21 protein-coding genes are annotated in these 24,640 nt (G+C 62.0%); 15 read left to right on the top strand and 6 right to left on the bottom strand.

The genetic code is table 11. The annotated features are described in order from the left end of the window. Position 1: 1 nt before the first annotated feature. From ABDB84_RS04550 to ABDB84_RS04540, 3 genes are all read right to left on the bottom strand, one after another. Positions 2-2,431 carry a TonB-dependent siderophore receptor gene (locus tag ABDB84_RS04550; protein WP_345918505.1) on the bottom strand — a complete coding sequence of 810 codons (2,430 nt, stop codon included), beginning with the start codon at positions 2,429-2,431 and terminating at the stop codon, positions 2-4. A 90-nt stretch (positions 2,432-2,521) separates the two neighbouring features. After that, the gene (locus tag ABDB84_RS04545; RefSeq protein WP_345918504.1) at positions 2,522-3,568 is read right to left on the bottom strand and encodes a FecR family protein; all 1,047 of its coding nucleotides are present in this window, start codon (positions 3,566-3,568) and stop codon (positions 2,522-2,524) included. A gap of 2 nt (positions 3,569-3,570) precedes the next feature. Then, on the bottom strand, positions 3,571-4,098 hold the full coding sequence (locus ABDB84_RS04540) for a sigma-70 family RNA polymerase sigma factor (RefSeq protein ID WP_345918503.1): 528 nt from the start codon (positions 4,096-4,098) through the stop codon (positions 3,571-3,573). A 209-nt stretch (positions 4,099-4,307) separates the two neighbouring features. On the opposite strand from ABDB84_RS04540, the gene tadA reads away from it, so the two are divergent. From tadA to ABDB84_RS04490, 10 genes are all read left to right on the top strand, one after another. Beyond that, a complete protein-coding gene (tadA, locus tag ABDB84_RS04535) occupies positions 4,308-4,778 on the top strand; it encodes a tRNA adenosine(34) deaminase TadA (protein WP_345918502.1) in 471 nt (156 codons plus the stop codon). Between the two features lie 533 nt (positions 4,779-5,311). After that, complete coding sequence (locus tag ABDB84_RS04530) at positions 5,312-5,692, top strand: hypothetical protein (RefSeq protein WP_345918501.1); 381 nt, start codon at positions 5,312-5,314, stop codon at positions 5,690-5,692. 104 nt (positions 5,693-5,796) lie between these two features. Next, entirely contained in the window at positions 5,797-7,284 is a 1,488-nt protein-coding gene (locus tag ABDB84_RS04525) for an MFS transporter (RefSeq protein ID WP_345918500.1), read from the top strand. Between the two features lie 872 nt (positions 7,285-8,156). Next, positions 8,157-9,500, top strand: coding sequence for a DUF4034 domain-containing protein (locus ABDB84_RS04520; protein ID WP_345918499.1), 1,344 nt, complete (start codon positions 8,157-8,159; stop codon positions 9,498-9,500). A 638-nt stretch (positions 9,501-10,138) separates the two neighbouring features. After that, positions 10,139-10,642: a sigma-70 family RNA polymerase sigma factor gene (locus ABDB84_RS04515; protein WP_345918498.1), complete on the top strand. Its 504-nt coding sequence runs from the start codon at positions 10,139-10,141 to the stop codon at positions 10,640-10,642. Between the two features lie 2 nt (positions 10,643-10,644). Further along, on the top strand, positions 10,645-11,637 hold the full coding sequence (locus tag ABDB84_RS04510) for a FecR domain-containing protein (protein ID WP_345918497.1): 993 nt from the start codon (positions 10,645-10,647) through the stop codon (positions 11,635-11,637). Positions 11,638-11,951: 314 nt separating this feature from the next. Continuing rightward, positions 11,952-14,378 (top strand): TonB-dependent siderophore receptor, encoded by a 2,427-nt coding sequence (locus ABDB84_RS04505; protein ID WP_345918496.1) that lies wholly within the window; start codon positions 11,952-11,954, stop codon positions 14,376-14,378. A 2-nt stretch (positions 14,379-14,380) separates the two neighbouring features. Continuing rightward, the gene (locus ABDB84_RS04500) at positions 14,381-15,607 is read left to right on the top strand and encodes a PepSY-associated TM helix domain-containing protein (protein ID WP_345918495.1); all 1,227 of its coding nucleotides are present in this window, start codon (positions 14,381-14,383) and stop codon (positions 15,605-15,607) included. An 11-nt stretch (positions 15,608-15,618) separates the two neighbouring features. Next, positions 15,619-16,542, top strand: a complete 924-nt coding sequence (locus ABDB84_RS04495) for an LD-carboxypeptidase (protein ID WP_345918494.1) — start codon at positions 15,619-15,621, stop codon at positions 16,540-16,542. Then, on the top strand, positions 16,539-16,979 hold the full coding sequence (locus ABDB84_RS04490) for a GNAT family N-acetyltransferase (RefSeq protein WP_345918493.1): 441 nt from the start codon (positions 16,539-16,541) through the stop codon (positions 16,977-16,979). Before ABDB84_RS04495 ends, ABDB84_RS04490 begins: the two co-directional genes overlap by 4 nt. Here ABDB84_RS04490 and ABDB84_RS04485 read toward each other — a convergent pair. Beyond that, the gene (locus ABDB84_RS04485; RefSeq protein WP_345918492.1) at positions 16,967-17,254 is read right to left on the bottom strand and encodes a DUF4936 family protein; all 288 of its coding nucleotides are present in this window, start codon (positions 17,252-17,254) and stop codon (positions 16,967-16,969) included. The two genes, ABDB84_RS04490 and ABDB84_RS04485, sit on opposite strands and share 13 nt — an antisense overlap. Next, positions 17,254-18,291: a CAF17-like 4Fe-4S cluster assembly/insertion protein YgfZ gene (gene ygfZ / locus ABDB84_RS04480; protein ID WP_345918491.1), complete on the bottom strand. Its 1,038-nt coding sequence runs from the start codon at positions 18,289-18,291 to the stop codon at positions 17,254-17,256. Before ygfZ ends, ABDB84_RS04485 begins: the two co-directional genes overlap by 1 nt. A gap of 268 nt (positions 18,292-18,559) precedes the next feature. Here ygfZ and mltG point away from each other — a divergent pair, with 268 nt between their 5' ends. From mltG to ABDB84_RS04455, 5 genes are all read left to right on the top strand, one after another. Next, the gene (gene mltG, locus ABDB84_RS04475) at positions 18,560-19,504 is read left to right on the top strand and encodes an endolytic transglycosylase MltG (RefSeq protein ID WP_428715068.1); all 945 of its coding nucleotides are present in this window, start codon (positions 18,560-18,562) and stop codon (positions 19,502-19,504) included. Beyond that, a complete protein-coding gene (gene tmk / locus ABDB84_RS04470) occupies positions 19,501-20,118 on the top strand; it encodes a dTMP kinase (RefSeq protein WP_345918489.1) in 618 nt (205 codons plus the stop codon). The genes mltG and tmk overlap by 4 nt, the downstream gene beginning before the upstream one ends. Then, positions 20,111-21,187, top strand: coding sequence for a DNA polymerase III subunit delta' (gene holB / locus ABDB84_RS04465; RefSeq protein WP_345918488.1), 1,077 nt, complete (start codon positions 20,111-20,113; stop codon positions 21,185-21,187). Before tmk ends, holB begins: the two co-directional genes overlap by 8 nt. A gap of 70 nt (positions 21,188-21,257) precedes the next feature. Further along, positions 21,258-21,617, top strand: a complete 360-nt coding sequence (locus tag ABDB84_RS04460; protein ID WP_345918487.1) for a PilZ domain-containing protein — start codon at positions 21,258-21,260, stop codon at positions 21,615-21,617. A gap of 134 nt (positions 21,618-21,751) precedes the next feature. Then, positions 21,752-22,522 carry a TatD family hydrolase gene (locus ABDB84_RS04455; RefSeq protein WP_345918486.1) on the top strand — a complete coding sequence of 257 codons (771 nt, stop codon included), beginning with the start codon at positions 21,752-21,754 and terminating at the stop codon, positions 22,520-22,522. Position 22,523: 1 nt separating this feature from the next. Here the strand turns inward: ABDB84_RS04455 and ABDB84_RS04450 are convergent, their stop codons facing one another. Continuing rightward, positions 22,524-24,584 (bottom strand): WD40/YVTN/BNR-like repeat-containing protein, encoded by a 2,061-nt coding sequence (locus tag ABDB84_RS04450; protein WP_345918485.1) that lies wholly within the window; start codon positions 24,582-24,584, stop codon positions 22,524-22,526. Positions 24,585-24,640: the final 56 nt, after the last annotated feature.

Genomic DNA, 24,640 nt, shown 5'->3' with positions numbered 1-24,640 from the left:
CTTACCAGCGATAGTTGCTGGAGGCGATCACCGAGCGACGCAAGCCATAGACGCAACGGCTACTGCTGTCGCAGGTGGCAACCGTGACCTTGTCGAACAGGTTGCGAACGTTGAGGGCGAAGCTCCATTGGCCAAGCGTGTAGCCGAGCATCGCATCGACGAAGGTATTGGCCGGGATGCGCAAGCTATTGTCATTGCTGCCATAGCGGTAACCGATATAGCGGATGCCCGCGCCGGCTTGCATGCCCTTCCATGTGCTGCCGAATTTTTGGTCCAACCAGAGGCTGGCCATCTGGCGTGGTACATCTTTGGGCGTTTTGCCGGTGTAGCCGTCATTGCTCTTCGTGATTTCGGCATCCATGAGGGTGTAGGCCGCGATGGCCGACAGGCCACGGCGCAGTTCGACGGTGCTGGAAACTTCTGCGCCGCGCACTTGGACCTCTCCGGTCTGCACGTAGTAGTAGAGGTGATCGGGGTCGGACGTCAGGCCGTTTTGCTGGGTCAGTTGATACAGCGAGGTGGTGATGAAGCTCTTCGCGTCCGGAGCTTGATACTTGAGGCCGAGCTCTGCCTGGCGGGCGGTGGTCGGCTTGAAAGGGGATCCGTCGAAACGGGTGCCAATGGTCGGGGTGAAGGAGGTTGAATAGCTGGCGTAGGGCGCAAAGCCGTTGTCAAAGAGATAGACGAGGCCCAAGCGGCCAGTGAGTTTCCTGTCCGTTTGCTTGGTGGTCGAGGCGGCGAGCAGATTGATGGTCTTGGTGTCGGCCTGATCACGGCGCAGGCCACCGGTGAATGACCAGGCGCCAAGGCGAACCTGATCCTGCAGATAGAGGCCGATCTGCTTGAGCGTGTCTTCGGTTGCGAAATCTACTTCCGGCAAGGTGTAGCTTTGGCCATAGACCGGATTCAGGATGTCGAGCGCGGTGGCGTCCCCATCCTGCTCCGACCAGTGGTCGTGGGCGCGGAAGTAATCCACGCCGATCAGCGCCTTGTGTTCGGTATTGGCCAGACGGAATCGGCTTTCCGCCTGGGTGTCGACCGCAAGATTGAGCTGTTTGGCATCTGCCGCCAGCGTGTAGCGGTTGAGTTTGGAGGTGCCGGTGGCCAGCCCGGCGGCATAGACGTAGCCGATGTCGGTGCGGGTCTGCGACAAGCGCAGGTTCTGGCGGAACGTCCAGGCACTGTTCAGGCTGTGTTCGAGGCTGTAGCCCAGGCTTTGCTGAGTGCGATTGACCTTGTTCAGATCTTGCTCGCCGGTAAACAGGCTGGTGGGAACGCGGCCGTAGGTGCCCGCATTGAGTGTGGTGCTCGCGGGCAGGTATTGCGTCGAGTAGCCGTCTTCCTGGCGCTGGATTTTTGCCAGCACGGTCAGACGGGTGTTGGCCGTGGGTTTCCAGGTCAGCGAGGGGGCCAGGTAGTAGCGCTTCGAGTCCACCTCATCCACTTGTGTGCCCGTGTTGCGGGTCAGGCCAGTGAGGCGGTAGCTGAGCTGGCCGCTTTCCCCAAGCGGGCCGCCGAGATCGAAAGTGGCTTCTGCCCGGCCGTAGTTGCCGGTCTGCAGGCCGACTTCACCAAAAGCCTCATCGGTGGGGCGCTTGCTCTGCAGGCTGACCAGTCCGCCGGGGATGTTCTGCCCATAAAGAACCGATGAAGGGCCGCGCAGCACTTCGACTCGCTCCAGTCCGTAAGGCTCGACGTTCTCCGACAGCAGGGTGTAGCGGCTGGCGGTGGTGAGCCCGTCTAGATAGGGCATGCTGCTGGAGTAGCCGCGCAGCATGAACTGATCGATGCGCAGGTCGGTGCCGCCGTATTGTTCAGCCAGTACGCCAGAGGTATAGCGCAGGGCCTCACCCACGGTCTGCGTCGCCTGGGTCGTCATCTGCTCGCGGCTGATGACCGTGATCGACTGCGGTGTTTCGATGATCGGTGTGTCGGTCTTGGTCCCGGTGGCGCTGCGTTTGGCGACGTAGCCCGAAACAGGGCCGGTCGCGGTTTCCTGTTCTGCGCGGGCCCTTACCGTCACCGCGGGCAGCTCCGGTTCCGCCGCCTTGGCGGCAGGCGTTCGAGGCACTGCCCGCAGCACATAGCCAGCATTCGTTTTGCTGGCAGCAAAGCCACTATCGCGTAGCAGTGATTCAAAGCCTGTTTCAATGCTGTAACGGCCCTTGAGGCCACGCGTAAGCAAGCCTTGCAGTTGTTTGGCATCGACGGCGATGGCGACGCCGGATTGTTGCGCAAAGCGATTGAGCGCTTCGGCAAGCGGCCCGCTCGGGATGTCATATTGGGTAAGTGCTGCGGCGCCCTGCGCGCTGGCCTCCGGTGCATAGCCGGCGAACAGGCTACTGGCAAAGGCGATATGAAAGGCGACAGCCAGAGGGCTCAGGCGCAGGCGCGTGGTGCTTGCCGCGGTCGGCTGTTGGTGGATGTTCATGTTCGGGCTCCTGTTTGTGGGTTTCATCTGCCTTGACGCGCGAGAAACACAAAGTGGAACCAGTCAGTGCCAAAAAAACTAAATTAATCGCTATTGCCTGGTGGGGGCATCAATCAGCACCAGGTAACGTGTGAGCATGCGGATGCGTAGCTGAGGAAAATTATTGAGCAGCAGTTGCAGTGCCCGCTCGCTATCGTTCAATGGCAGCACGGCTGAGACGCGGATGTTTTCGATTTGCGCACGGTTGTACTGAATGTAGCCAGGGCGTTGACGTGCGAGGGCGTCCAGCACTTGACTCAGTGGCGCGTTATTGACGATGAGTTCGTGCTTCTGCCAAGCGTCGCTAAGTTCGCGCGGATTGATTTTTTCAACGGGACTGATGGCTTCCGGTGTCATGCGCACACGTTCGCCAGCGCTGACACGCAGTCCCTCGGCGTTTGTTTTGGCATCCGTTCCGAGTGGCTGTGCAGCGATTTCTCTGGCTGTACGGACCAGCACTTTCGATTCGAGCATGCTCAATAGGGTTGCGTCCTCTTCCCGGTCGACGACAAAACGTGTTCCCAGCGCGCGGATGTTCCCCTCAGGTGTCTCTACGACAAAGGGGCGTGTCCTGTCCTTGGCAACGTCGACAAGAATCTCGCCTTGGACGAGTTCGATGCGGCGTTGTCCTGCGTCGTAATGCAGGTTGATGGCGCTGGCGCTATTGAGTGTGACGCGTGTGCCGTCCTGCAAAGTATGCGTGGCCCACTCGCCGGTGGCGGTGTGGAAGTCAGCCAGCCAATACGCGGGAGGACGGATTTGTAGCGTGACATAAGCGGGCGCCAGCATGAGCAGCAGAAGACCGAGCGCGCGCGGCAGCTTGCTGCGGCTGCGCTTGGTGCCTTGCGCGGCATGCAGTGCGGCACGTGCCGGGCCGGCGCTGCCGCCGGCTTGCTGGCGCATGGCCTGCAGCTGGCCGATCAGCCCTTCCAGTTGTGCGGCGGCTGCCGCGTGGCGTGGATCAGCCTGCTTCCAGGTGCTGAAGCCCACCTGCGCTTCGGCACGCTCGGCCGGGTCATCCGCGCTGAGCATGACGATCCATTCGGCCGCCTGCGCAGCAATCGCGTCCTCATCCGGCTCGACAGCGCGCGCGTTCATGCCTAGTGTTCAGCCATCGCAGCGCACTGCTGGCGACATTGCAACAAGGCCTGAACAAGGTATTTCTGCACCATGCGTGTTGACACCGCCAGGTGCTCCGCGATGCGTGCGTGTGTCTGCTGTTCCAGATAATGCAGTACGAAGGCTTCGCGTGCCTTGGTCGACACGTGCTCCAGTGCTGCACAGATTTGCTCCAAAGCCTGCAGGGCCATCAGCGTCTCTTCGGGCGAGGCATGCAGCGCAACGTCCAGCATCTCCAGCTCGGCAAGATAGGCTTGCTCGATGAGCTGGCGGCGGGCGCGGTCAATCATCAAGCGTTTGGCTGTTGTCGTGAGATAGGCGCGTGGTTCCTGGATGCCCAGAAGTGCGTCGCGCGAGGCGATGATGCGCACAAAGGTGTCGTGCGCCAGATCGGCGGCATTGTGTGCACAGCCCAGTTTTTTGCGTAGCCATGTGTGCAGCCAGCCGTAATACTCGCTGTAGAGCGTCTGGATTTCTTGCTGCAGGAGCGAAGACGGTGCTGCGGACATGAAGCCTCATTCGCAAGCTCGGGAAGCTTGCTTTGCAAATAAGAATCGTTCTTATTATACGTAAGGCGTCCCCGGATGCAACGCAGTACAACGCGCCATATGGTCAGGGGCTCGCACAAGCGATAATGCGAAGCTTGGCTAGGTATTCCTCCGGGTGGCGGCCCGGCTGATTTAGCGATTGTAAAAATAAAAACCTATAGGACTAGGCAATGGGCGAGCAAGACGAATTTTTCATGCGCGAAGCGCTGGCGCTGGCGCGCGAGGCGGGCAGCCTGGGCGAGGTGCCGGTGGGCGCGGTGGTGGTGCTGGAAGGCAAGATCGTCGGCCGCGGCTTCAACCAGCCCATCCTGCGCCACGACCCCACGGCGCATGCCGAAGTCATGGCCCTGCGCGATGCCGGCAAGACCCTCGGCAACTACCGCCTGCCCGGCTGCGAACTCTACGTCACCCTCGAACCTTGCCTGATGTGCAGCGGCGCGATCATGCATGCGCGCATCGCGCGGGTCGTGTTCGGCGCCACCGACCCCAAGACCGGTGTCGCCGGCAGCGTGCTCGATGTGTATGCCGAAGCGCGCCTCAACCACCACGCCCGCGTCGAAGGCGGCCTGCTCGCCAGCGAGGCCGGTGGCCTGCTCTCAAGCTTCTTCGCCGCCCGCCGGCAAAAGCCCCTGCTGGCCTGAGTCGCCCGCGCCTGTGGGTATTGCGGCTTTCCCACAGAAAATGTGGACAAGCCTGGGAGTTGCGTCGGGACAGCTTCCGCAAACGTTTGGCAGAAAAGGCTTTTTGCGCACTGCGCAAATTTTGGGCAGACCGCGCCGGGCACTGGAAAATCGCTTCATTGTTGCGCAAAACCGCCTGCCAAGCGGCCTGGCTGGGGATAAAGCCCGCCGTCGCCCCGCGCAGCGCCCGCTTTCCCACAGAAAATGTGGACAAGCCTGGGAGTAGCGTCGGGACAGACTACGCAAAGCGCTGGCCGGAAAGGAAAAACAGGCGCTGTTCAATTTTTGGGCAAGCCGCCCAAAGATCGCCGTTTTCACACGCAACACCGTTTCACGCCGTCCTGTTGGGGATAAACCCTCGTTGGCGGCCGCTGTGCTGCGATCTTCCCCACAGAATGTGTGGATAAGCTTGGGGGGCGCTGCGGGACAGGCTTTGCAAGTGATTGTCTGAAATGGATTTTTAATGGATGCGCAAATTTTGGGCAGCCACGGCCATGATCTCAAGCGAAGCGCTGCTGATCGCGCTGGCCGCGATCTTCACCCGCTTCATCTCCAGCACGCGGAGAAGTCGGGGCGCTGTTGAAACCAAGCTCCGCACCTGCCGGAGCATGACAAATATCAAGCTTCGCGCTGTTTTCATGGCCGCGGCGGATCAAAAAAAATTTGATTTTGTCTTTCGTTCGCGGCTTGGCATAGTGGGCGCCCCTTTGTCCGCGCGCCATCGGCCACCTGTGTGGGCCAGGGCGTACTGTGCAGCGAAAGTCGAAAAGCTTTGCGCGAGTCGGTACGGCAAACAAAATCAGTCAAGCACTAAATGTGCGGCAATTGATTTTTTTGCCTTTGGCGCTCTTGTGATTAATCAATTGTTTTTTTAGTTCTGAGCAATACCCACGCTCTTGCGCTGGCTCAAGGCTGAGCTTTCGCGAGATTGAAACAATCACTAAAAATAACGTTTTCCCTCTAAAAAATAGTATTAAAAATGACTAAGCAAATAAAACTTAAGCATACGCTGGGTTATGGCAGCGCGAATTTGTTAGGCAGTGGAGCTCTGGCGATCAGTGGTGCATGGCTGATCTATTTTTATACGACATTTTGTAATCTGTCTGTTGTTCAAGCCGCAGCTATTTTCTCTGTCGCGAGTGTGCTGGATGCGATCAGCAATCCGGTGATGGGCTACATAAGTGACAATTTTTATAACACGCGTATTGGCCAGCGCTTTGGCCGGCGGCGCTTCTTTATTCTGTTGGGGATTCCGCTCGTTTTGCTTTACCCGTTTCTCTGGATGCAGGGATTCGGCTTTTGGTATTACCTGACAACGTACGCGCTGTTCGAGCTGATCTATACGTCAATCATGGTGCCCTATGAAACCCTGGCGGCCGAAATGACTTCGGATTTCGCGGTCCGTTCCAAGCTGACCGGCTCGAAAGCCATGTTTGGTAAAGCGGCGAACTTCTTGGGAGCCTTCATCCCTGCGCAGCTCTTTCTGGTCTACAGCAAAGACTCGCCAATCCCATTTTTGATGACCGGGGTTATCTACGCGGCAATCATGTGTGTAGCGATGATTGCGCTCTATCTGACTTCGTGGGAGCGGCCGGCATCGGAAGTGGTGCGGGAGACTACGACGAGCCTGTGGCAGGCCCTGAAAAAGCTGAGCATCGATATGGCCTCGACATTCCGCTTGAAGATATTTCGAAAGCACTTGGGGATGTATCTGCTGGGCTTTGGCGCTGAATGGCTGTTTACCTCCGCGTTCACCTATTTCATCATCTTCGCGTTGGGGCAGGACAAGCAGATCGTGGCCGGGCTCAACAGCTTTAGCTCGATCTTGCAGTTTGTATCGACATTCATGTTTATTGGGATCTGTATTAAATACGGATTCGCAAAGCCTTACCGTGTCGCCTTGATGGTTGTCTGTATCTCGGTCATGGCTTATGTTTCACTGTATTTTCTGGGCTGGTCGCAACAAGTCACGCTTATCGTTTTGTATGCGGTTACAGCGATTTTTGGCTTTAGTACCGGCGGTGTTTATTATATTCCATGGACGATCTACACATTTTTGGCCGACGTGGATGAGGTGCTGACCGGGCGCCGCCGTGAGGGTATCTATGCGGGCGCGATGACTTTTGCCGGGAAAATCATACGCTCTATCATTGTTTTTTGTATGGGCTGGGTGCTGGGTCAATATGGCTTCGTTTCCGGCCAGGCAGCACAGCCGGAGTCAGCGGTGCAAGCCATTGTGGGCGTTTTTTCTCTCGGCGTGATTGGCCTGGCCTTGGGCGGCATTTATTACACGACGCAAATGAAGCTTGATCGTAAAAACCATGCCGTTTTGCTCAAGGAAATAGCGCGTATTAAAGCAGGCGGTAAGATCGAAGACGCCTCCGCTGAGGCGCGGGCTATTGCTGAAGAGCTGACCGGCTGGAAGTACGAGCAATGTTGGGGTAATAACTCGCTGGCCATGAAATAAGCATCATTGTTGCGCCTTCCTTCTTCTCGCCCGAAAAAGGAAGGCGCTGGCGGGCCGCCAGTGTCGGCCGAGTGTTCGACAAACTCCCGCTCCGAGGCCTCGCAGGCCGTGTTGCAGTGTTTTTTTGAAGTCGCGCTCTTTGCTGCGAGTGAAGCTGATTGCGGCGCCATCGCTGAATGGCGCGCTCAGTGAAGCGCGCTTCGACTTTCCCACACAAAATGTGGACAAGCCCGTGAGTTGTGCCGGGACAGCTGGCGCAAAGCGCTGGCACGAAAGGAAAAACCGGCGCTGTTCAATTTTTGGGCAAGCCCGCCCAAAATCCCGATTTCCCCCATCCCAACCCGCTTTTCAGCGCCGCGCTGGGGATAAACCCGCGCCGCTCACCGTGCGCCAGGATCTTTCCCACAAAAACTGTGGACAAGGCTGGGAGTAGGGTCGGGACAGTCTACGCAAGCCCTTGGCGTACAAAGGCTTTCAGGCAATGTTGAAATTTTGCGCAGCCCGCGCCGCCGCATTTTGATGCACAAAACACCCCGCAAAAGCAAGCCTGAAGCGCTGCATGGACAAGGACCGTCCGCCGGCCGACTGATCAGCCAAATGCGCGCCACAGACGCTTCCCGCACAGCTTGGTGAAAAATCCATTCCGGGTTTTTGCCATGGGCATAGTGGGGTGTGGCATGATGGGGCGTTGATGCTTGGTATGGCGATTCGTTGAGACGAGCCGGAAGCTGGGCCGGGTAAAAATGCAGGGTGCGCATTGCGCACCATTCCATTAATCCGTCAGTCAATATGTCAAAAAACGCCGTGCGAGTTTGAACATGAGTTCCACGTGTGCGGAGCGCACCCTACAAGGTTTTTTTCTTGAGGCAGTCATGAAATACATGATTTTTGTGCTTGTTTTTCTACAAGGGCTAGTTTCGGCTGCTCATGCGGCGGCTGTTTACATCACGCCTCGCTCTGTGGAAGCGCTTACGAGCCCTACGCCAACGCTAGCCGTGTTGGCTGATCAGCAGATACGAAAAGACCGGGCATTTTATTCTGTCATGATCGGCAAGCGTGACTTTGATACGCTTGAAAAGGCTGCAGAAAAGATCGCCGAGGCCTATCGCCAGCATAAAATTTCTGCCGATGATTTTACGTTGCAGGCTGCGGCGCTTGTGCCGATGGACTCGGACAAGTTGCAGCTTCCTGATCTGCAGGCCTGGACGCAGGAAAGACCGAAATCTTACGTGGCCTGGTACGTTCTGGGGCGACAGTACCTGAATATTGCACGGGTTATTCGTGGCGATAAGTGGGCGTCAGATGTGTCACGGGATCAGTTTGCGGAAATGGACAAATACGCAAGGATGGCACACGCCGCCGGACTGAAGGCACTTTCGTTAAATCCCCGTTTCATCCCGGTCTATCGCATTCTGGTTCCGGTGGGAAGTTTTGTGCTGAATGCTGATAAAAAGTACTTTGCCGAATCCTGTGCTCAATTACGTGTAATTTTGCCCCAACGCACGAATGAATGCGCCAAGGTTTCGGACTCTTCCGATCTTTCTAAAGAGTTTCTGATGGCAGCGACGGAGGTCGAGCCAGATCAGTACCTACTCTACGAGATCTATATCGACTATAACACCCCGCGTTGGGGTAAAAACTATGGCACGCTTTACGAACTGGCCAAACGCGCCAGACAGAATGGGCATATTACAACTGATCGGCTGACTGATCTGGAAGCCTACATTATGTACTTTCAGGCCCGAGACGCAGCTGATCTGGACAAGGATCCGGCCCGTGCGGCAGATCTTTTTATAAAGGCGTTTAACCATGCGCCGAAAGCAGAACATCTGAATTGGCTTCATGATGCAGGCTACTACGCGCGGCAAGCCCGCAAGGTAGATTTTGCGATCGAAATTTATAATAAGGCGCTGTCGGTCAACAAGGATGATTATGAAGCCTTGTTTCAGCGCGGGGTCACCTATCGTGAAGAGAAGCATGACAATGTTCGCTATTTCGCAGATCAGGCTGCCTCTGCGATGCTTGGTTACAAGTATGCGCAGAACAATATCGGTTACTACTACATGAGCGGTGACAGCGGTTATCCCGTGAATCTGCAGGAAGCCAAGGCGTGGTTGACACTGGCGGCTAATCAAGGCTATCAGCACGCGAGGGATAAGCTGAGTGTGGTGGAACGCTTGATTACGGTACAACAGGGTGGTTCATCCAAACCATAGGAGTGTTGTGCTGCATATGCGGATCGGGTCAAAGTCCGTAAGTCGGAATGATTAAATGCACGGCTGTAGGTCGGAAAAGCGAAGCGCCTTCCGACGTTCGAGCCAGGTAGGGTGCGCACCGCGCACGCTGAATCTACGTTCTTACCCTTGCGGCATCTTTATCTGAATCGGCGGTGGATTGATTCTTGGAATGGTGCGCAATGCGCACCCTACTGCTAATTTTCGACCGCCCACAGCGGGTCGATTTTCCTTTCGCGAGCATCCCGCTGCAGCAAAATAAAAGGCGGGCAATGCATATGCCGCGATGCCCTCTCCCGGCGCAGCGCGCCACCCTCTCCCGCAAGCGGGCGAGGGGACGGCAGGCGTTCCTCCGGGTTTGCGGCTCGTGCCTTGCGCTGTCCCGTGCTTTCTCTGCGCCTTTGCATTCCTTGTCTCTACGCTGAACGCTTCTCAAGCCTGAACCCTTCGCGGCCCTTTGCGTGTCCTTTGCGCCTTTGCGGTGAAGGCTTGCTTTCGCAGTGAAAGCCTCGCCCGCCACTCCGTCGTGCATTGCAAGTTCCCGGCTTTGGTCTGTAAAATGAGAATTGTTCGCATTTGTGTTCGAGTCTGTGCTCGAAGCGTTTTCCGGGAAGCTTGCTGTGTCGAGTACTGTCTGCCACTTGCTGCCGGTCGAGCAGCTCTATAGTCAGCACCATGGCTGGTTGCAGGGCTGGTTGCGCAAGCGGCTGGGCTGTTCGCAGCGGGCGGCGGATCTGGCGCAGGATACTTTTGTGCGCATCCTCGCCGCGCAATTGCCCGAGCCACTGCATGAGCCGCGTGCTTACCTGACCACGGTGGCCAAGGGTGTGCTGGTCAATTGGTATCAGCGGCAGGATCTCGAACGCGCCTATCTGGAGGCCCTGGCGGCCTTGCCCGAGCCGCTGGCGCCCTCGGAAGAAGAGCGTTATCTGATCCTCGAAACCCTCAATGAGCTTGATCGCCTGCTGGCGGCCTTGCCGCCCCTGGTACGGCGCTGCTTCCTGCTCTCCCAGCTGGAGGGCCTGAAATATGAGGACATCGCGCTGCAGCTCGACATCTCCTTGGCGACGGTCAAGCGCTACATGCGCCAGGCCTTCGTGCAATGCCTGAGCTTGATGGATTAGCCATGTCAGCACCGTTTGCGGAATCGGCTGGCGTGGAGGCGCGTCTCATCGATGAGGCGGCAGACTGGCTGGTGCGTCTGGCCGAGGCTGACGCCAGCGAGGCGGATCGCCAGGCCTGCCTGCAGTGGAGCCAGCGCAGCGCGGCCCATGCGCGTGCCTGGCAGCGTGCGCAGCGGCTGCTGCACAAGCTGGGCGCGGTGCCGGTCGAGCTGGCCATGCCGGCGCTGGACCGGCCGCAGCGCAATTCACGCGGCCGCGCACTGGCGACGCTCGGCAAGCTGGCGCTGGGGTTGGCGGCGCTGCCGATGGGCTGGCAGCTGTGGCGGGTGCGCGAGCAGGCGGGCTGGTTTGCCGATTACCGCACCCAGGTTGGGCAGTCGCAGCGCGTGGCGCTCGCCGATGGCGGGCAGCTGCTGCTCAATACCGATTCGGCCATCGATGTGCGGCCCGCCAGCGATCATTGCGCGCTGCAGCTGCACTGCGGCGAAGTGCTGGTCGAGGCCGGGCGGCAGCCCCTGCGCCTGCAGACCCGGCACGGGCGGATCGATGCGCGCGGCGGGCGTTTTGTCTTGCGTGTGCTGGAGGCGCACGCGCGGCTGGATGTGCTCGACGGCGCAGTGCGCGTGACGCCGGCGGCGCTGGGCCAGACGCAGACCGTGCACGCGGGGCAGCGCGTGCATTTCTCGGCCGCGCAGCTGGCCGGCCCGCATGCCTCGGACGCGGTGGCGGCGACGGCCTGGACGCACGGCATGCTGCTGGCCGACAAGATGACGCTGGCGGAGCTGGCCAGCGAGCTGGAGCGCTACCGGCGTGGCCTCATCCACTGCGATGCGGCGCTGGCCGGGCTGCGCGTCAGCGGTGCTTTTCCGGTCGGCTCGGAAGCGGCGACCGAGCGCACTTTCGCGATGCTCAGCAGCATCTATCCGCTCGAAGTGCGCGTGGCGATGCAGGGTTTGTGGGTGAGCTGGCGCCCGCGTGGCGGCGTGCAAACCTGAGTCAAAAAAGTGTGCGTGCGCTGTAATGCAGTTCAGTTAAGACGTATTCAGTTTTGGTGCGATGGATTTTCGACGCAAAGGGCGCGAAGAAAGACAGAAGGTCCACACAGGAAACCCAAAATTGTTTTCCTTTGTGGACCTTTGCTTTTCCTTTGCGTCCTTTGCGTCAAAAGCTAGCGTATCAAACATGCACATAGCCTAATTGAACGGTATTTGTGCGCGCGCTGACACTTTTTTGCGGCTCGGCTGGCAACAGGGATGAAACCTCCATTTCGGGGACTTAAACCTTTTGCTCAGTACAAGGATGGATGCACATGTTCCAGCGCCCGCATATCGAAGAATTCAGCTTTCGCCGCAAACCCTTGGTGGCCGCTATCTCCGCACTCGTGTTCGGCATGAGCCTGGGCGTGCTGAGCGCGCCAGCACTCGCCGCCACGGCTGAAGCGCCGGCAAGCAGCGCAGCACAGCTCTACAAGCTGCCGGCCGGGCCGCTGGGGCGCACGCTGGCGACGGTGGCTGCCGGCGCGGGCATCTCGCTGGTGTTTGAACCGGCGCTCGCCGAAGGGCTGCGCAGTCCGGCGCTGGAAGGGCGTTTTACCGCCATGGCGGCGCTCAGCAAGCTGCTCGAAGGCAGTGGCCTGGAGCTGGTACCGCGCAGCGATGGCAGCTACAGCTTGCGCAAGCTGGTGCTGAGGCCGCAGAGCACTAGCGAGCCGAGCTTGCCGGCGGTGACGGTGCGCGCTCAGCTGGCCGAGGGCAGCGAGGACCGCGCCTACAGCGTCAAGTCGGCCAAGGTCGGCGCGCTGGGCGACAAGAGCCTCCAGGACACGCCGTTCAGCATCGAGGTCTATTCGCGCGAGCTGATCGAGAACAAGCAGGCGCGCTCGCTGGCCGACGCGACCAAGGGCGATGCTTCGGTGAGCCTCTCGAATGGCAATCTGACCTCGGAGAACAATGCTGTTGCGATCCGTGGCATTGCGCCGGACTTCTATACCGGCCAGCGCATCGATGGCCTGGCGACGCGTTCGCGGGCGGCCGATCTGCCGCTGGAGCATTTCGAGAGCATCGACATCCTCAAGGGGGCGGGAGGCTTTCTGTATGGCTTTGGCGCGCCGGGCGGGGTGATCAACTACGTACTCAAGCGGCCGACCGAGGAACCGCTGCGCCGGCTGAGCACGCAAGTCATGGATAGCGGTCTGGGCCTGGTGCATGGCGATTTCGGCGGCCGTCTCGGTGAGGACAAAGCCTTCGGCTATCGCCTGAATCTGGTGCACGAGGAAGGCGAGACCTATATCAATGACGGCAAATCCAAGCGCAGCTCGGCTTCGCTGACGGCGGACTGGCGCATTCGTCCCGACCTGCTGTGGCGCGTCGATGCCTTGTTTGCGCAGCATGAACGCTTTGGTGGCTATTGGGCGCTGTCGCCCAACTCCAATGGCGTGCCGACCAATACGGCGGTGGCCCAGCTGCTCTCGCCGATTGACGGCAGCGAGCGCCTGGCGCCCAGCTTCACGCGCTATGGTTCGATGCACCAGAGCCTCGGCAGCGATGTGGCGTGGACGATTGTGCCGGACTGGCGTCTGAGCCTCGCGCATCGCGTATCGGTCAATGCACGTGAGTTCATGGCGCCGGCGATCTATGCCGACACCCAGGGGCATTATTCGATGCGCATCTGGAACTACGCCAACCGCTTCGAGAGCGATCAGTCGCAAGCCATGCTCAATGGCAAGCTGGTCACCGGTCCGGTCAGTCATGAGCTGACCGCCGGCGTGGCGCGGACCCAGACGCTGAGCTTCAACACGCCAGCCGTCTCGGTGTATGCGCCGATGGGCAGCCTGGCCTCGATCCAGAACTTCAACAATCCCTATTCGTCCTACGTGTCCTACCACGATGCCCGTACCGAGTACGACAACATCGTGCGGCGCGAACTCTTCGCGTCCGACACCCTGCATGTGGGCGCGGACTGGGATCTGATCCTTGGTGCGCGACGTGGTCGTCTGGAAGACAAATACGCCGCCTACAAGCGCAGCGCGACGACGCCCAGCCTGGCCGTGGTGTTCCGCCCGCGCCCCTGGTTGTCGACCTATGCCAGCTATGTCGAAGCCTTCGAGGAAGGCGCCACCGCGCCGACGACGGCGAGCAATGCCGGCGAGGTGTTCGAGCCGCTGATCAGCAAGCAGCACGAAGTGGGGCTCAAGGCCGAGGGTGATACCTGGTCGGCCAGCACGGCACTGTTCCGCTTGCAGCGTGGCCGCACGATGACCATCGGCACGACCTATTCGCAAGACGGCGAAGCGCTCTACAAGGGGCTTGAAGCATCGCTGAAAAAGCGCCTCGGCACGCAATGGCTGCTCAGCAGCAGCGCCATGTGGCTGGATGCGAGCGGGCGCAAGACCAGCGGTGGGCTCTACGACGGCAAGAAGATCCAGGGCGTGGCACGCACCCAGCTGAGCAACTATGTCGAATACCGCGTCGCCGGCCTGCCGCTGACCCTGAGCGGTGGCGCACGCTACATCGGCAAGCGTCCGCTGGATGCCAACAACCAGTGGAACGTCGGCTCGGTGACGCTGCTCGATGCGGGCGCGCGTTACGAGACCGAGCTGGCCGGCTACCCGACGACGCTGCGTCTGAACATCGACAATCTGGCTGACAAGGCTTACTGGGTTACGGCGCCGGAGAGCAGCTCGGTGCAGCAAGGCGCGCCGCGCACCATCAAACTCGGCATGCAAGTGGACTTCTGAGCATGCGTCGCTACCTGGTGCTGATGCACCGCTACGTCGGGCTGGTGATCGCGCTGTTCCTGCTCGTCGCCAGCCTCACCGGCAGCTTGCTGGCGTGGAACGACGAGCTGGAGGCGCTGATCAGCCCGCAGCTCTTCGTGGCCAAACCACCGGCGCCCGGCGCGGCGATGCTCGACCCGCTGCAGCTGCGTGATCAGGTGCAGGCGCAGTACCGTCACACCTTCGTGCCGCGCGTGCTGCTGCAGCTGGAGGCGGAGCGCAGCGTGAAGTTCCGCCTCTACGCCTTGCCCGACCCGAAAACCGGCAAGACGCCGGAGCTGGCCAATGACGAAGTCTTCGTCAATCCCTACACCGGCGCGGTGCAGGGCGAGCGCAAGTTCGGCGCGCTGTCGCAAGGCCTGGTCAATCTGATGCCCTTCATCTACGCGCTGCACGATTCGCTGGCGCTGGGCCGCGCCGGCACCATCTTGCTCGGCGTGGTGGCCTTGCTGTGGAGCATCGACTGCGTGACGGCGATTTTTCTCACCTTTCCGGCACGCACGCGCAGCGCGAGTGCGACGCCCTGGTGGCAGCGCTGGCGGCAGTCCTGGCAGGTGCGCTGGCGCGGCGGTGAGTACAAGCGCTATTTCGATCTGCACCGTGCGGGCAGCTTGTGGCTGTGGGCGGCCTTGTTCGTGATCGCCTGGAGCAGTGTGTCCTTCAATCTGCGCCCGGTGTACGACGCCAGCATGCAGGCCTTGCTGGCGTATCAGCCAGAAGAGACACCGCCCCGTCTGGCGCGGCCGCTGCTGCGCCCGCCGATCGACTGGGAGCAGGCGCGCAGCATGGCGCGCGACAGCATGGCGCAGCACGCCCGTGCGCAGGGCTTTCGCATCTTTGGCGAGTACATGCTGATCTACAACCCGCTGATCGGCCGCTACAGCTATTACGTGCAGACCGATCGCGATGTCTCGCAGCGCTGGGGCATCACCCACATCACCATCGACGCCAGCAGCGGCGTGCAAAGCCCGGTCTGGTTGCCGACGGGAGCGGCCGCCGGCGATACCTTCCGGACCTGGATCACCACCTTGCACATGGCGGCGCGCTGGGGGCTGCCGATGCAGAGCTTCATGAGCCTGTGCGGTCTTGGCATCGCCATGCTGTGCGTGACTGGCGTGTGGATCTGGGCGCGCAAGCGGCGCTCGCGGCGCATCGCGGCGAGCCGTGCAGGGGATGCCGTGCGCGTGTAAGCTTGCGGCCCATGAGTCCCGTCCTCGTCCAGCCGGTCATTGCCATCGTCGCGCCTTCAGCCTTTCTGCCTGATGCAGAGGTTTTGCAGCGGGCGCTGGCGGCGATGGCGGCACTGGGCTGGGAATGCCGCTATACGCCGGAGGATCTGCTCGGCCGCGTCGGCCGCTTTGCCGCCAGCGATGCCGACCGTGCCGCCGCGCTGTACCGTGCGGCCGAAGATCCTGAGGTCAATGTGGTGATGGGCCTGCGCGGCGGTTACGGCATCAGCCGCCTGCTCGACGGGCTCGATTACGCGCGCCTGGCAGCCGGCAACAAGCTGTGGGTCGGGCATAGCGATTTCACCGCCTTCCAGCTGGCGCTGCTGCAGCACACGGCGCAGGCCAGCCTGGCCGGGCCGATGGTGGCGACCGATTTCGGCGTCGAGCAGCCCAGCGCCTTCACCTTGCAGCATTTCCAGCGCTGGTTCGAGGCGCGCGAGGACAGCATCACGGTGGCGCAGCCGGCAGGCTGGCAGGGCGAGCTCTCCGGCATGCTGTGGGGCGGCAATCTGACCATGCTCACGCATCTGGTCGGCAGTCCGCATCTGCCGCGTATCGAAGGCGGCATCCTGTTCCTCGAAGATGCCGGCGAGACGCCGTTCCGCCTTGAACGCATGCTCTACCAGCTGTGGCACGCCGGCATCCTGCAGGCGCAGCGTGCCATCGTCCTCGGCCAGTTCTCCGAATACCGGCTGACCGCGCGCGACAATGGCTATGACCTGCCCGATGTGATCGCCCACTGGCAGGACAAGCTGAGCCTGCCGATCTTCAGTGGTCTGCCGCATGGCCATGTCGCCGACAAGCTCAGTCTGCCGGTCGGCGGCTATGCGCGCATCCTTGCCGATGAAGCCGGCTACCGCCTGCGTTACGCCTTTGCTGCGGAGTTGATTGAATGAGTGAGTTGTCCTTGCAGCTGGGCGACTGGGCCACCCTGGGCGCCGAGGCCTACGCCCTGCGTCGTGCGGTGTTCGTCATCGAGCAAGGCGTGCCGCCGGAACTGGAGCAGGATGAATTCGATATCCTCTCCCTGCATGCCGTGCTGCGCGACGAGGCGGGCACGGTGCTGGCCACCGGGCGTCTGCTGCCTGATGGACATATCGGCCGTGTTGCCGTGCGCGCCGATTGCCGCGGGCGCGGTCTGGGCCAGCAGCTGATGCGGGGGCTGATCGAGGCGGCACGCGCGCGTGGCCATGCCGAGGTGGTCTTGCACGCACAGTGTTCGGCCGAGGGCTTTTACGCGGCCTTGGGCTTCGAGGTGTGCAGCGAGGTATTCATGGAAGCCGGCATTGCGCACTGCGCGATGCGTTATGCATTACAGGTTCAGCGCGGCTGAAACACCTCGACATGGCGCTGGCCGCCTTCGATCAGGCTGGCCAGTGCCAGCGTGGTTTCAGCGGCTTTGAGCTGCGCGAGGAAGGCTTCCGGCGCGCTGACCGCTGCATAGACTTCCATCCAGGTCGTATCGTCATCGCGGCGGCACAGCAGGCGGCCGTGGATGCCGCTTTGCGCGGCGAGCTGGGCGAAGAGCTGCGTGACCCGCTCACGCGCAGCGGCTTGTTGGGCCGCCGCGACACGATAGTAGATGTAGACGCTGCAGGCGTCCGCCATCAGCTGATAGTGTAGGGCAGGCTGCCGAAGCTCAGGGCCAGACCTTCGGGGCTGCCCAGATGCACATTGCCCGACTCGAAAGCCGCGATCTGCAGCACCGCCAGCGCGTCGAAGCCGCCTTGCGGCGCCGGCGTCACCGCCAGCAGCTTGCCGCAGGACTGCACGCCGAATTCCGCCGAGAACAGATCGCTCCCCGCTGCCGGCGCGCTGTCGCCGTCGATATGGGCGAGGTACATGCGCTTCTTGAGCTTGCCCAGGTACTGCGTGCGGGCGACGATTTCCTGGCCGGGGTAGCAGCCTTTCTGGAAATTGACGCCGCCGATGAGCTCGAAATTGAGCATCTGGGCGACGAATTCATCCTGCGTGGCGGCGCTAATCAGCGGGATGCCGGCCTGGATGTCCAGCCACTGCCAGGCTGCCGTGCCAGCAGGCTGGGCGCCGCTGGCGGCAAGCTTCTTCCAGATGTCGGCCGCTTGCGCCACGGGCACGGCCAGCACCACGCGGCTGGCATCGATGCGGATCACTTGCACGCCGCCTTGCGAGACGGTCATCACCTCGGGTGGCAGGGCGAGGCCGGCTGCGTCCAGCGCGGTGGCGGCACCGGCACCGGAGAGGCCGATCAGCGCGACATTCGGCGTCAGATCATGCAGGCGCAGCTTGGAGCGCATGATGAACATGCCGAGCTTTTTGTGGATTGCGGCGAGCAGGTCGGCCGAGAGTTGCAGCAGATAGCCCTGGTTGTCGCGCCAGATGGTGAAGCTGGCGAGCATGCGGCCCTTGGCCGAGTTGAAGCTGCTGTACTGCGCACCATGCAGTGGCAGTTTCTTGATGTCGTTGGAGAGCAGATTGTGCAGGAACACTGCAGCGTCTTCCCCCTCGGCTTGCAGCAGGCCGGTGTGCGTGAGCGGCACGATCACCGTGCCGGAAGCGGCGGCGCGCACATCATCGGCCGCGCTGCCAAAGTGCAGACTGCCGGCGACGCCTTCTTCGAAACGGGCGCCGATTTGGTCGAGAAATACAAGCCAGGGAGATTGCATGGGGGTGTCCTGTCTGATTCTAATGAAGCATTGATCCAAGCCGTCGAGGCTACGCCACTACATATCAAGCAAGCTTCGGGCTAAGTCCTGTAAAGCGGGCTTGGCGTTTGCGGCTTTCGGCTATTATAGGCCGCCGCAATGCACGCCCGCCGCATCGGAACTGCAGCTGGGCGCTGTGCCTGATTCGGCTATCTTTTCGTTTGCTGGTTCCCGCATGATCCGCTTCTTTTTCAAATTTTTGCGCTGGGCTGTGTTGTTTGTCGCAGTTGTGACAGGCACCGCAGCCTGGTATGCCACACGTCCTCTGGCCCAGCGCGAAGCGGTGCTGGATGTCGAGATCGCCCATGGCAGCACGATGCGCGATGTGGCGCGTCAGGTGGTAGAGCAGGGCGTCGAGGTGTCGCCGCGCTTCCTCTCATGGATGGCGCGTCTGGCCGGGCGTGCGCACAGCATCAAGGCCGGCAATTACCGCATCGAGCAAGGCATCACGCCCTGGGATCTGCTCGAACTGCTGTCGGCCGGCTCGACCAGCTATGCCGAGATCGCCCTCGTCGAAGGCTGGAGTTTCCGCCGTCTGCGCGCCACCCTCGATGCCATGCCCGACCTCAAGCACGACACCCTGGGCATGTCCGACGCCCAGGTGCTGGCTGAGTTGGGTTTGCCGGGCGAGAGCGCGGAAGGCCAGTTCTTCCCCGACACCTATTTCGTCGCGCGTGGCGTCAGCGATCTGGAAGTGCTGCGCCGCGCCGCCAGCCAGATGCAGAAGATGCTGGCGCAGGAATGGGCGCGCCGGGCGCCCGATCTGCCGCTGCAAACGCCTTATGAAGGACTCACCCTCGCCTCGATGGTCGAAAAGGAGACCGGCATCTCTGCTGATCGTGGCAAGATCGCATCCGTCTTCGTCAATCGACTGCGCATCGGCATGCCCTTGCAGAGCGACCCGACGGTGATCTATGGTCTGGGCAGCAATTTCGATGGCAATCTGACACGGCGTGATCTGCAGACCGACACGCCCTACAACAGTTACACCCGGCGCGGCTTGCCGCCGACCCCGATTGCCATGCCGGGCCTCGCGGCCTTGCGGGCAGCGCTGCATCCGGAAGCGACAAACTTTCTCTACTTCGTCGCCCGTGGCGATGGCAGCAGCCAGTTTTCGCGCTCGCTTGAAGAGCACAATCGGGCGGTCAGCCGTTATCAGAAAGGCAAGGGATGAGTCGCGGACGCTTCATCACGTTTGAAGGCATCGATGGTGCCGGCAAGAGCACGCAGATTGCGGCCGTGCTCGAGCGCCTGCGCGCCGCCGGCCTGGACGTGCTGAGCAGCCGCGAACCCGGCGGCACGCCGCTGGGCGAGGCCCTGCGCGAGATCGTCCTGCACCAGAGCATGCATCTGGAAACCGAAGCCTTGCTGATGTTCGCCGCCCGCCGCGAGCATCTGGCCCAGCTGATCGAACCGGCGCTCTCTCGCGGCGCCTGGGTGGTGTCGGACCGCTTCAGCGACGCCACCTACGCCTACCAGGTCGGTGGCCGCGGCTTGCTGAGCGAGAAATTCGTCGCGCTGGAAGCCTGGGTGCATCCGGCGCTGCAGCCTGATCTGACCTTCCTCTTCGATGTCGCCCCCGCCGTGGCCGCGCAAAGACTGGCGCAGGGCCGCGCCGAGAGCGACCGTTTCGAGCGTGAACAAGCTGACTTTTTCGAGCGCGTGCGCGCCGCCTATCTGCTGCGTGCCGAGCAGAGCGCCGGGCGCATCGCGGTGATCGACGCTGCGCGCAGCCCCGAGCAAATCACCGCCGATGTGCTGGCGCGACTGGAGTTGCTCCTTGGCTGAGTTGCCTGCAGATTTTCCGCCCTGGCTGATGCCGCTGTGGCAGCGCGCTTTTGCACGTGACGCCAGCTTGCCGCATGCGATCTTGCTGTGCGGCGCGCCGGGCAGCGGCAAGCGCCTGTTTGCCGAACAGCTTGCCCGCGCCTTGCTCTGCGAGCAGCGCACGGCGAGTGGTTTTGCCTGCGGCCACTGCGGCGCCTGCACCTGGTTTGCCGCCGCCAATCACCCCGATATGCATCGCATGGTGCCGGCCGCCGATGAGGCCGAGGATGACGAGGGCGAAGCCGAGAGCGACAGCGGCAAGAAGGAAAAGAAGAAGTCGCAGCAGATTCTCATCGATCAGGTACGCGAGATGCAGAGCCTGCTCGAAGTCAGCGGCCATCAGGGCGGGCGCCGCGTGGTGCTGATCGACCCGGCCGAGGCGATGAATCCGGCCGCTGCCAATGCCCTGCTCAAATCGCTGGAAGAGCCGGCCATCGACGCGGTGTTCCTGCTGGTGTGCCATGCGCCGCGCCGCCTCTTGCCGACCATTCGCAGCCGTTGTCAGGTGTGGAATTTCGAGCGTCCGGCGCCGGAACTGGCCACGCAGTGGCTGCAGCAACATGGCGCGGCCCACACCGCCGCCGAGAGCGAGGCCCTGCTGGGTTTTGCCAGCGGCTTGCCGCTGGCGGCGCTGGCCTTCGTCAAGGGGCCGCAGGCCGAGGCGCGGGCGCGCTTTGCCAAGGACATGCTGGCCCTGCCCAAGAGCGATCCGCTCAAGCTCGCCGCGCAATGGGATACCTGGCTCAAGGCCAAGGACGCCGACAAGCAAGGGCTCTCGTTGCTGCTGCTGGTCAGCTGGTTGCAGCGCTGGCTATCGGATGGCGCGCGTCTGGCGGCTGGGGGCAAGGCGCGTTTCTTCCGCGATTTCGAGGCCGGCCTGCAGGCGCAGAGCGCCCGCCACAGCGAAAACTGGATCAGTTGTTACAATGAGTTGCTGGCCTATCGCCGTGTCGCCCAGCATCCGCTCAATGCGCGCCTGTTTCTCGAAGATGTCTTGCTGCGCGTGGCACGCGCGCTGAACAAGGCCTGAGTCCGCTTCTGCGTCTCAGGCCGGCTTTACAGGGCGCCACGGTGGCGCCCGCTGCTGATCGAGGTCATTCATGGAAGCTCGTCCCGCTGCTGCCCGCCCAAGCGTCCTGTCGCTGAACATCAATTCGCGTTCGGCGCTGCACGCGGCCTACATGCCCTTCGTCAAGAACGGCGGGCTGTTCATCCCCACGGCGCGTGCCTATAAGCCGGGCGACGAGGTGTTCATGCTGCTGCAGCTGATGGACGACCCGGCCAAGCTCGCCATCAAGGGCAAGGTGGTGTGGATCACGCCCGCCAATGCGCAGAACGGCAAAACCCAGGGCATCGGCATCCAGTTCGCCGCCGACGAAGGCAGCTACTCGGCGCGCATCAAGATCGAACAGGTACTGGGCAGCGCGCTGGGCTCGAGCCGGCCGACGCATACTTTGTAAAGTGGGGAGTGGTTGGTCGGGAGTGGGGAGTGGGGAGTGGGGTAGCATGTGCGGCCTTGTGCCGCAGAAATCCGCGTACGCTCGACTCACGACTCACGACTCCCGACTCCCGACTCCCGACTCCCGACTCCCCAATGTTCATCGATTCACACTGTCACATCGATTTTCCCGATCTCGCCGCGCAGGGCGATGCTTTGTTTGAACGCATGGCGGCGGCGCAGGTGATGCAGGCTGTGTGCATTGGCGTCAATCTCGAAAACATCGGCCGCGTGCTCGCGCTGGCTGCTGCACGCGACAACATCTTCGCCACGGTCGGCGTGCATCCCGAGCACACCGAGGGCGAGGAGCCCAGTCTTGAACGCCTGCTTGAGCTGGCGGCGCAGCCCAAGGTGGTGGCGATTGGCGAAACCGGTCTCGATTACTACTGGCACAAGGACAAGCCGGAATGGCAGCGCGAGCGCTTTCGCGTGCATATCCGCGCCGCACGGGCCTGTGGCAAGCCGCTGGTGATCCACACGCGTGATTCGGCCGAGGATGTCATCCGCATCCTGCGCGAAGAGCATGCAGAGGCGGTCGGCGGTGTGATGCACTGTTTCACCGAGACCCAGGCGGTCGCCGACGCGGCGCTGGAACTCGGCTTCTACATCTCGATCTCGGGCATCGTCACCTTCAAGAATGCGCAGCAGGTCAAGGACGTCGCCCAGCAGGTGCCGCTCGATCGCCTGCTGATCGAGACCGATTCGCCGTATCTGGCGCCGACGCCTTATCGCGGCAAGATGAACGAACCTTCCTATGTGCCGCAGGTGGCCGCCGAGATTGCCCGCTTGCGCGGCATCGACATCGCCGAGCTGGCTCAGGCGACACGCGAGAACACGCGCCGCCTGTTCGCCGGCATGAACGCCTGAGCTATGGCAGCGGCAGGCGGATCAGGCGTTCGCCGCTGATGATCAGACTGCGCGAGGCTTGATCCAGCGCGACGCGGTTGAGGTGGGCGCGGGTATGCGTGGCCACCGCCTGCCAGTGCTGGCCGTCATCGCTGGAGCGCAACAGGGTGCCGTCGCGGCCGGGTACCCAGATATCGCCGCTCTGCGTATCGAGCAGCGGTTTGCGCAGCGATGAAGCGCTGACAAAACCGGTCTGCTGCCAGTGCTCGCCTTCGTCGGTCGAGCGCAGGATGCTGCCGCGTTCGCCAAAGCCGAGCAGGCTGCCGGCGGGGCTGCGCAGCAGGTAGGCGATGTGGCCGCGCTCGGGCAGGCGGATCGTCGTCCAGCTCTGGCCCTGATCGCTCGAACGGAACACGCTGTTTGCCGCACCCAGCGCCCAGACATGGCCGCTGCGCGCATCGTGCTGCAAGCTGCTGACGCTGCCGGGCAGTTTCGTCACGCTCTGCCAGTGATCGCCGGCATCGCTTGAGCGCAGGATGCTGCCATCGCTTTGCGCCACCAGGAATACCTGCGGGCTGAGGACCAGGGCCGCGCTGAGGCTGGATTCGTCCTTGGCGATCAGGCTGGCCTGCCAGCTGCGGCCGTCGTCCTGCGAGCGCATCAGGCGGCCCGGATTGCCCAGCGCCAGCACGGTCTGATCCAGGCTGGACAATTGTTTGAGGAAACCTTCGCCGGCGTCGGCAATCGGCTGCTGGCTGCGCCAGCTAAGGCCGCCATCGGTACTGCGCAGCACGCTGCCGACCGGGCCGCAGACGAGCAGGCGGCCGCTGTGCGGATCCAGATTCATCGCCTGCAAGGACACCGGCGAAGCCAGTCCGGCGTTGCTCAGCTGCCAGTCCAGGCCGCCGTTGGCGGAGCGTGCGACGAGGCCGTCAAAGCCGATCAGCTGCAGCGCGCCAGGTTCCGGCAGGGCGACCAGATCGCTGATGTAGCGCGACATGTCGGGCCTTTGCATCTGCCAGTGCTGGCCGCGGTCTTCGCTGCGCAGGATCAGCCCGCCGCTGCCTACCGCGAGCAAGGTCTTGCCGTCGCTGGAGGCGTGCAGCGCATTCAGGCGCGAGGTCCATTGCGGGCCGTTGAGGATATCCCAGCTGCGGCCGGCGTCGCGCGAGCGGGCAATGATGGCGCGTGCGCCGACGGTGTAGATGTCGCCTTGCTGGGCATCGACGTAGAGCGCATTGAGGTAGGCGCGCTCGGCGACCTGACTCTGCAGCCAGCTACGACCCAGGTCACGCGAGCGCAGCACGGCGCCGCCAGCCGTGCCGAGCAGGATTTGCTGGTGGCGCGTGTCGTAGAGCGCGGAGTAAATCGGATCGGGCGTATCGAGGCTGCCGCTGCGCAGCAGCTTGCCGCCGGGCGAGAGCAGGCTGAAGTCGCCATTGTTCCAGATTGCCAGCGTGCCGCCCTGGCCCGGCGTGTTGACGAGGTGGATCAGATTGGCGCGATTGATTGCGCTGAGCGTCTGCCAGTGTTCGCCGTCGCGCGAACTGAGCAGCAAGCCGGCCGCGCCGCCGGCCAGCAGCGTGCCTTGTGCGGTCTCGCCAAGCGTGTAGATCGGGATATTGTCGGGCGTGCGCAGCACCGGCTGCCAGCTTTGCCCTGCATCGCGGCTGATCAGGATGCCCTGGTTGCTGCCGGCGATCCAGCTGCGGCTGCGGCGCTGGTAGTGCAGGCTGCTGATCAGTTCGCCTTCGGGGAGACGGATCTGCTGCCAATGCTCGCCCGCATCGTCGGAGCGCAACAGGTAATCCTCGGCAATGGCGAGGACCAGGCGGTCGTCGTGGCTGGCGAAAGTCTGGATGCGCGAATCGCCGGTGTCGGCTTGTTGTGTCCACTGCCGGCCGCCGTCACTGGAATGCCATAGCGTGCCATCGCCACCGCCGAGCAGCAGATGTTTGTCGGCCTTGTCCTGCCACAGCGCGTAGAGCGGGCTGTTGAGGATCTGTGCCGGCGCCGCCCAGGCACTGGGGCATAACAGGGAGAGGGACAAGCAGAGGCTGATCAACAGGACTGGGCGCAGCATGGTCTGAGAAGCTCCGGCAGAAAAGCGTGTGGCGGGCAAAACAAAGGCCCCCTCTC

It is taken from the genome of Uliginosibacterium sediminicola (assembly GCF_039631295.1).
In the GTDB taxonomy this organism is placed as follows: domain Bacteria; phylum Pseudomonadota; class Gammaproteobacteria; order Burkholderiales; family Rhodocyclaceae; genus Viridibacterium; species Viridibacterium sediminicola.
This window is presented reverse-complemented; position numbering and strand designations above follow the sequence as displayed.